Below are 8,287 nucleotides of genomic sequence, written 5' to 3'. Positions count from 1 at the left end.
CCGCGATGTCAGAACGGTACAGTCCCCCCACCTTTCCCCACCTTTCGACAAAATCCCCGACGCCAAATTGAATGCGGTCTCCAACATGGCCAACAAACAAGGCATACAAATCGCTTTTGTTGTATTCCTTGAGCACGTAGAAGTTCGGCGTGACAATAAAGGCCGGACCATACCGTCCAGCTGGCATCAACAGGTATCCTGCGCCATCACGCTCGTGAGCGGGGAAAGGCCTGCCCGAAACCCGACGTATCCCCATCTCTTCCCATTTGTGAATCGGGCGACCCTGATCGGGCCCTTCCAGAAAACATGGTACGGTTTCAGGGACAGACACCTCGAAGCCCCAATCCCTGTTGCTGACCCAGCCATGTTGGTCGAGGTAGTAGCCGATAGATGCGATGGTGTCGGCAGGCGAGCCCCAGATGTCAGCACGCCCATCCCCATCACCGTCTTTTGCATAAGTTAAAAAGTTAGACGGCATGAATTGCGGCTGGCCCAATGCACCCGCCCAACTGCTTTTCATCTTTTGTGCGGGCAAGTGTCCGGATTCCGCGATTTGCAAGGCTGCGATCAGCTCGCCCAAAAAATAATCTGTACGCGTGCTCATGAAAGCTTTGGTGGACAGAACCCGGAACGCATCGTGGCGGATCGGCACCTGCCCGTACCCGCTTTCTCGACCCCAGATTGCCAGAATTATCCGGGCAGGAACGCCTGTCTCACTTTCGACCGAGGCAAGAGTATTTGCATGCTGTCGCGCCATTTTGCGCCCGACGGAAGCGGCCCCTTGAACGGATCCGGGGTTGAAATAGCGACCGGGCGAGCCGAACTCGGCCTGTTTCTGGGCTTTCGGCATTCTGGATTTTTGCCTGGGGGGAACCAGATCAGGCAATTTCCAGTTCAAAGTCACGCCAGAGAACGCCTGTTGCATAGTTTCTTGTGAAATCCCTTTGGCCCGGGCTTTTGGCCAAACCACATCCTGCAACCAAGCCTGAAACTGACGCTCAACTTCAGCACGATCCTGCGCCATCGCAGCGTGCGAGAGCAGAATAAGACCTGTGGCGACAAGTATTTTGCGCATCAAAGTAAACATGCGTTTCTGCTCCGTTGGGGTCTCAACACGCGATGCCGGTTGAGACCCAAGGTTGAAAGAAGTTGTACCTCGGCAATCTGCGGTTTGGAAAGGTCTTGAGAAAACTTTTGCATTTGCCGATAGTTGGGTGGAATTTGGATCACGAGAGGGCTGTGCGTTATGGCCAAAGGCAGATTGTCCAACCCGTCCTCGCTTGTGATGGTTGCTTTGATCCTTTTGACGGTAACTCCACCGATGGCCCTGGCCAGCGACAGCTTCATGGATCCGCAAGGCCCGATTGCTGCAATTCAGAAAACCCATCTTCTAAGAGCCACTGCGCTGATTATGGTGGCGGTTATTCCCGTTCTGGTTTTGGTGCCGGTAATTGCGTTTCGATATCGACGTCGAAAGGGTGGCGCGGCCGCCTATCGCCCCGACTGGGATTTTTCTGCCAAACTGGAATTTGTCATGTGGGGCGTGCCTGTTTTGATTGTGGCGCTCCTGTCTTTCTATCTTTGGAAGGCAACACACAGGCTAGACCCCTATTCGGCGGCTTTTGGTGAGGAGCCCGCTGTACGGGTTCAAGTGGTGGGATTGGATTGGAAATGGCTGTTTCTTTATCCCGATCTGGGCATTGCCAGTGTGGGAGAGTTTGGAATTCCGACCAAACGACAGGTGGCCGTGACATTGACCACCGATACAGTGATGCAGTCTTTCATGATACCTGCTCTTGCTGGTCAGATTTACGCGATGCCGGGCATGACAACGCAATTGCATCTGGTCGCGGATACCCCAGAGGTCATGCAGGGAGAAAACACGCAGTATAACGGGCGCGGTTTTACCAAACAGAAGTTCCGCACAGTTTCGATGGACCAAGATGCCTTTGATACGTGGGTCGACAAAGTGCGTGCTGGCGGCATCCCACTGAATGCTGCCACCTATCAGACGCTTGCGATGCGGACCGACAGGGACGAGGTCCAGGCGGCTTTGGGGACGGCGCAGATGCCTCAAGATGCCTTGTACTTCACGCTGGAAGAAGATGTGTTTCACAGCGTTCTGCACCGGTATCACAGCGGCGAGGCCCTGCCTGCCGATCAACAACCGGGCACTGCATCCTTCGGGCAGGAGGCGCAAAAATGACATCTTCAGAGACAGGATTTTTTGGCCGACTCAGCTGGGATGCGCTGCCGATTGCCGGGTTGCTTCAAGATCCCAACGCCAATGAGATCGTGGCAAATGCGGCTGCGGGCGTCGTGATTGTTGGAGTGGTTGCTGTGGTCGGATTGCTCAGCTGGTTTCGACTGTGGACACCGCTTTGGCGCGATTGGCTGACAAGCGTCGATCACAAAAAGATTGGCATCATGTATGTCGTCTTTGCCATTGTGATGTTGGCGCGCGGCGTATTGGAAGGCGTCGTCATGCGCGCGCAGCAAGCTGCCGGACCCGGAGATGGATTTCTCGAGGCCGAACATTTTGCCGAGCTGTTCAGCACCCATGGCACGATCATGATTTTCTTTGTTGCCGTGCCCTTCGTCTTTGGTATCGCAAATTTTGTCATTCCGCTGATGATTGGCGCGCGCGACGTTGCCTTTCCACGGCTGAACCAGATCAGTCTGGGCCTGACGGTGTCGTCTGGCATGATGTTGATGGTATCGCTGGTTGTCGGGCGGTTCTCAACCGGTGGCTGGACGGCGTATCCGCCATATACCGGTGCAGCTTTTAACCCCGGCGTCGGCCCGGACTACTGGATCTGGGCCATCGTTGTTTCTGGCATTGGAACTACGCTGACTGGTATCAACTTTGCCGTAACGATCTATAAGATGCGCGCGCCCGGTATGACCTTTATGCGGTTGCCGATGTATTGCTGGACGATTATCTGCAGTTCCATCCTGATTGTCTTTGCGATGCCGCCCTTGGGTGTTGCCGCTCTGATGCTGGCGGCCGACCGTTATTTGGATTTCCATTTCTTCACCAACGACCTCGGCGGCAACATGATGAATTATGCCAACCTGTTCTGGCTGTTTGGTCACCCCGAGGTCTATCTGCTGGTGCTGCCCGCCTATGGCATCTATTCCGAAGTGTTCGCGACCTTCTCGGCCAAACGGCTTTATGGCTACAACTCGCTTGTCATTGCGACGATGTCGATTGCGGTGCTGTCCTTCACGGTCTGGCTGCATCACTTTTTCACCATGGGACAAAGCGCGTTGATCAATGCCGTGTTTGGCATTGCAACCATGCTGATCGCCATTCCGACCGGTGTGAAAGTCTATGACTGGATGGCAACCTTGTGGCGAGGGCGGATCCGGTTTTCGGTGCCGATGCTGTATGGGCTGGCGTTTCTGATGCTGTTTGTAATTGGCGGCCTCAGCGGAGTGATCCTGGCCAATCCAACTGTGGACTATCAGGTGCACAACACGCTGTTTCTGGTGGCGCATTTCCACAACGTGCTGCTGCCGGGTGTGCTGTTCGGCCTTTTGGCGGCCTACAATTATTGGTTCCCCAAGGCGTTTGGTTTCCGGCTGAACGAGTTCTGGGGCCGCGTTACAGTCGCCCTTTGGACCATAGGGTTTTTGTTGACCTTCATGCCGCTCTATTTCGTCGGGCTGATGGGAATGCCTCGCCGCTCGTTCAGCTATGAAGATCCGTCCTTCCACCCCTTCATGATCGTCGCCATCATCGGGGCGCTGGTGATTACGTGCGCTTTGTTCTCGGTTCTCATCCAATTGTGGGTCAGTATCCGGGACCGTGAAAAAACACGCGTTCCGGTGGGGGATCCATGGGATGGCCGCACGTTGGAATGGTCGATCCCGTCACCCCCGCCGCCCTACAACTTCGCGATTATTCCGCAGGTGACTGACCGGGATGATTTCGCTGCGGCCAAAGAAAGAGGCGCCGCGTATCCAACTCCGGACGCTTATGAGGATATCGAGCTGCCTCGCAACACCGGGATTGGCTTTATCTTGTGTGTGTTTAGCGGCGTTTGGATGTTTGCACTGGTATGGTGGATCTGGTGGCTGGCTATACTGATGACTGTGTTGATGATCCTCGCAGTGATTGTTTGGACCTTCGACGACAGCGCCGAATTCACCATCCCCGCGGAAGAGGTGCGCAGGGATCACGAAGCGTGGCTTTCGCTGGCTTACAACGAAAAGGCAGTGGATCGGGATTATGAAACTTCCCCGGAAAACCGCGGCCTTGCCCGCCCTGATCTGGAGGCGGTTACGTGAAGCGCGCACCAACACATAGTTACCCCGGCATCAACCTTGGCGAGCACCACGCAAGCGCGCATAAGGCTGCCGAAGTTGTTACCTTTGGGTTCTGGGTCTTCCTCATGAGCGATCTGGTCTATTTCGGACTGATGTTCGCGATCTACATCACCATGATCGATGCGCAGGCGGGCGGCCCTGGTCCGCACGAGTTGTTCGACCTGAAAAGCGTCTTTGCCCAGACCCTGATCCTGTTGACCAGCAGCCTGACGGTTGGTCTTGCCATGTTGGCGCTGAAATACAATTTACCGCGCGGGCGCATCATTCTGTGGTTTGGTGTCACGCTGTTGCTGGGGCTCAGCTTTTTGGTGCTTGAACTGCGTGATTTTATGGCAATGGCTGACAAAGGCGGTGTCCCGCAGCGCAGTGGGTTTCTGTCGGCATTCTTCGGTTTGGTTCCGTTGCATGGCTTGCACGTTGCAGCCGGATGTCTGTGGCTGATCGTTCTGGGCATCCAACTTCGGGTCAAAGGGATGACGGACGTGATCATCTCTCGCGTTGTACGCTTGGCGTTGTTCTGGCACTTCCTCGACCTGATCTGGATCGGCATTGTCACCATCGTGTATTTTGGAGGGCTGACCTATGGATGACAGGTCCGAAATGCACCGGCGCGAAAGACGGCGCTATGTGATCGGATATGGCGGGTCGCTGATCCTAACACTCGCCATGTTCGGAGTGGCGTATGTGTTCGGTATCGAAACGGTCGGCGTCTATCTGACAATCGGCTTGCTCGGTCTGGCCCAACTTGTTTTGCAACTCGTGTATTTCCTGCATATCGACCGTCGACGCAGCAGCCGGGAAGACCTTCATCTGGTCCTGTTTTCCACCATGGTTCTGCTGATCATGATCCTTGGTACTGTTTGGGTCCTGGGCAATTTGGCAATACGCATGCATATGCACGCAATGTAAGTGGCTCAGACTGCGAGCCAGAGGAAGTGACGATGAAACCGCTCAAAACCATAGCAATCGCCGCAATGTTGGTCGCCATTGGGGTTGGATTGTTACTGTTCTGGCGGCATGAGGAGCGGTATCCATCCACCAAGGATGCCTATATCGGAGCCAACATAATTTATGTTGCGGCTCAGGTAACTGGCCAGGTCGCCGAGGTTCATATTTCGGACAATCAACCCGTAAAGTCTGGCGATCTTCTGTTTTCAATTGACGAAACTCAGTTCAAAGCGTCGGTCGATGCGGCAAAGGCCGATTTGGACAGTGCGGTGCAACAGGCCAAGTCTTACTCCACTCAGATAACCGCAGCCGAAGCGGCCGTCGAAAGCGCCCAATCCGCGTATGACACGGCGAACAAAAGCCTCGAAAGAGCGAAGGCGTTGTTTGCATCAGGGGATGTGGCCCAAGCTTCGCTGGATCAGACGACCTCAGAATTCGCGCAAGCCTCAGCGCGGCTGACGACCAGTCAATCCAGCCTGTTGGCGCTACAAAGCGGGTTGGAGGCTAAGCAGGACGACATCCTGTCATCGCAAGCGCAGCTTGAGATTGCCGAAACAAATCTTGCCTGGACCAAGGTTTTTGCGGCAGCGGACGGCTGGATCGCCAACCTGACATTGCGCCCCGGATCATCAGTCTCTGCCAACGCTCCGCAGTTTTCTATCGTCGAGTCATCGGATTGGTGGGTGGACGCGAACTTCAAAGAAACGTCTTTGCCACGCATCCGCCCCGGTCAACCGGTCACGGTTCAGGTCGACATGCTACCGGGTGTGAAACTAACCGGAAAAGTGGCTTCCATTGGGCGCGGATCAGGGGACACTTTTTCTTTGTTGCCATCCGAGAATGCCAGCGGAAATTGGGTCAAGGTCACGCGTCGTTTTCCGGTTAGGATCGAATTGGATCCAACAGATGCGCCTTTGCGTGTCGGTGGCAGCAGTAAAGTTGTTGTAGACACAACAGGTCCGGCGGACGGCAAATGACTTCGGCGACGTCCGGTCCTGTAAACCGGGTGATCGTGGTTGCTGTTGTCCTCAGCGCCATACTGGAAGTGTTGGACAGCACTATTGTTAACGTCGCCTTGCCCCACATTCAGGCGGCGTTTGGGGCGACCACCGATCAAGCCACCTGGATCTTGACCAGCTATATCGTGTCAGCCGTGGTCATTATGCCGCTGACTGGTTTTGTGGCGCGCCGTGTTGGTCGGCGGCGGTTGATCCTGACGGCGGTCAGCGGTTTTGCCCTGATGTCGGTGATGTGTGGCCTGTCGTGGAGCTTAGAGGTCATCGTCGCCTTTCGGTTGGCGCAAGGTATGTTTGGGGCGTTCTTGATCCCACTGTCACAGTCGATCCTGTTTGATGCCTTCCCAAGGGAAGATCGTGGGCAGGCGATGGCGATCTTCGGATTGGGTGTTGTGGTGGCGCCGGTCCTTGGGCCGACGGTTGGTGCAATCCTGACCGAGTATTTCTCGTGGCGGATGGTGTTCTTTGTCAATTTGCCAGTGGCGGCTCTTGCCCTTCTTTTGCTTGCCGGAGAATTGCCCGAAGACAAAACCGAAGATGTGAAGATCGATTGGAAAGGTCTGGCCTTGCTGGCGCTTGGCATCGGTTGCCTGCAGTTTGTTCTGGATCAGGGCGAAACCATGGATTGGACGTCGTCCCGTGTCATCCAGGTGGCTGTTGTAGCGTCAATTCTGGGAGCGATTGGATTTATAGTTCACGCGCTGGTTTCCAGAGATGCAGTTGTTGATCTGCGCCTATTTGCGGACCGGAATTTTGCCCTGTGTAACCTGATCATCGCCGGTTTCGCGGTTTCACTGTTTGGCGGTATCGCAATATTGCCAACGCTTGTACAAAACCTGCTCGATTTCCCGGTTATCGCTTCGGGCCACCTGTTTATCCCGCGTGGCCTAACCGCCGGGTTATCAATGGTTCTCACAGGTGCGGTATTGGTTCATCGTTTCGATCCACGCTTGTTGACAGGTGCCGGACTGTTGCTGACTGCGATTGGCAATTTCATGATGGGGGCGCTCAACCTTAATGCAGGGTTTTGGGAACTGGCATGGCCCGGAGCCATCAGTGGGTTAGGGATGGGATTGGTCTTTGTGCCAATGTCCATCCTCGCGTTTGAGAGCATCAGCCAAAACCGGCAAGACGAAGCTTCTGGCTTGTTCAATGTGACACGGCAATTGGGGTCATCCGTAGGAATCTCGCTGGTCGGTACATGGATCGTGCGCGGGCTTCAGACCAATACTGCGGTTCTCAGCCAGAACGTGACACCGTACAACCCAGCTGCGCAGGCTTATCTGAGCCCGCTTGGTTTGACTCCTGACAGTGTTCAGGGCGCTGCGATCCTGGGGCAGGAGATTGCGAAGCAAGCGGAGTTGATCTCGTACCTGACCGTTTTCAACAATCTCGGCTTGCTGGCGTTGGCGACAATTCCGTTGTTGTTCTTTTGCCGTGCCCCCAAGCCGGGAACCCAAACCACGGCTCATGTACATTAACCTGGGCACGTATGCTTAGACTTGGGCGATGAAAGCTGCCTCAAAACACGATCGAACGGATTTTCCGCAATAAACAGCGAAGGCGCATGATCAGTTCGCCGTTATCTGAGTTTTACGGCCTAGCTAGGGGCAGACCTCGGGTTGTTCGCCACATGTGTGTTGATCCTGCGAATACTCCATTCAACCGCGTCTCGCATGGAACGGCCCAAGGCAAGATCAAATGCTTTGATCAAATCCGGCGTTTGATCACTTGCAGCTATAACACTTTCCTGAAACGAGCTGGAGGCGATGATCTTGTCCTCGTATTCGTCGATGACCTTTATGTTCATACGCACTTCGATACGGACCGATTTACCGGCCTCTGTTTCTTGAACCACTATACCCTGAAACTCGCGCAGGTCCGGTGCGATTACATAGTCAGCCCTCAGGCCAACCGTAGAACGACCAACCGCGGCAACTTTTCCAGAGTTTTCGTAGCTTTCCACCAGTAGCGTCTGAACGATCAGAGGT

8 protein-coding genes are annotated in these 8,287 nt (G+C 54.8%); 6 read left to right on the top strand and 2 right to left on the bottom strand.

Features of this window, described 5'->3' with window-relative positions; translation table 11 throughout:
- The coding region (locus AC2FNU_RS22450) for a lytic murein transglycosylase (protein ID WP_496792900.1) at positions 1-1,087 on the bottom strand (1,087 nt) is incomplete at its 3' end.
- A gap of 159 nt (positions 1,088-1,246) precedes the next feature.
- On the opposite strand from AC2FNU_RS22450, the gene AC2FNU_RS22445 reads away from it, so the two are divergent.
- Genes AC2FNU_RS22445 through AC2FNU_RS22420 form a run of 6 tightly spaced genes read left to right on the top strand, consistent with a single transcriptional unit; the run spans position 1,247 to position 7,777 of the window.
- A complete protein-coding gene (locus AC2FNU_RS22445) occupies positions 1,247-2,206 on the top strand; it encodes a cytochrome ubiquinol oxidase subunit II family protein (RefSeq protein WP_496792894.1) in 960 nt (319 codons plus the stop codon).
- The gene (locus AC2FNU_RS22440; protein ID WP_496792890.1) at positions 2,203-4,293 is read left to right on the top strand and encodes a cbb3-type cytochrome c oxidase subunit I; all 2,091 of its coding nucleotides are present in this window, start codon (positions 2,203-2,205) and stop codon (positions 4,291-4,293) included. The genes AC2FNU_RS22445 and AC2FNU_RS22440 overlap by 4 nt, the downstream gene beginning before the upstream one ends.
- Complete coding sequence (locus tag AC2FNU_RS22435) at positions 4,290-4,922, top strand: cytochrome c oxidase subunit 3 (RefSeq protein WP_496792885.1); 633 nt, start codon at positions 4,290-4,292, stop codon at positions 4,920-4,922. The genes AC2FNU_RS22440 and AC2FNU_RS22435 overlap by 4 nt, the downstream gene beginning before the upstream one ends.
- A complete protein-coding gene (locus tag AC2FNU_RS22430; RefSeq protein ID WP_496792882.1) occupies positions 4,915-5,241 on the top strand; it encodes a cytochrome o ubiquinol oxidase subunit IV in 327 nt (108 codons plus the stop codon). Before AC2FNU_RS22435 ends, AC2FNU_RS22430 begins: the two co-directional genes overlap by 8 nt.
- Before the next feature lie 32 nt (positions 5,242-5,273).
- The gene (locus tag AC2FNU_RS22425) at positions 5,274-6,257 is read left to right on the top strand and encodes an HlyD family secretion protein (RefSeq protein WP_496792879.1); all 984 of its coding nucleotides are present in this window, start codon (positions 5,274-5,276) and stop codon (positions 6,255-6,257) included.
- Entirely contained in the window at positions 6,254-7,777 is a 1,524-nt protein-coding gene (locus AC2FNU_RS22420) for a DHA2 family efflux MFS transporter permease subunit (RefSeq protein WP_496792878.1), read from the top strand. Before AC2FNU_RS22425 ends, AC2FNU_RS22420 begins: the two co-directional genes overlap by 4 nt.
- Before the next feature lie 119 nt (positions 7,778-7,896).
- Here the strand turns inward: AC2FNU_RS22420 and AC2FNU_RS22415 are convergent.
- Positions 7,897-8,287, bottom strand: a 391-nt coding sequence (locus AC2FNU_RS22415; protein ID WP_496792874.1) for an ABC-type transport auxiliary lipoprotein family protein, incomplete at its 5' end; no start/stop codon positions are given.

This window comes from Ruegeria sp. BHSB064, assembly GCF_059613205.1.
The sequence above is the reverse complement of the archived record's forward strand: the minus strand, read 5'-3'. Positions and strand labels throughout refer to the sequence as shown.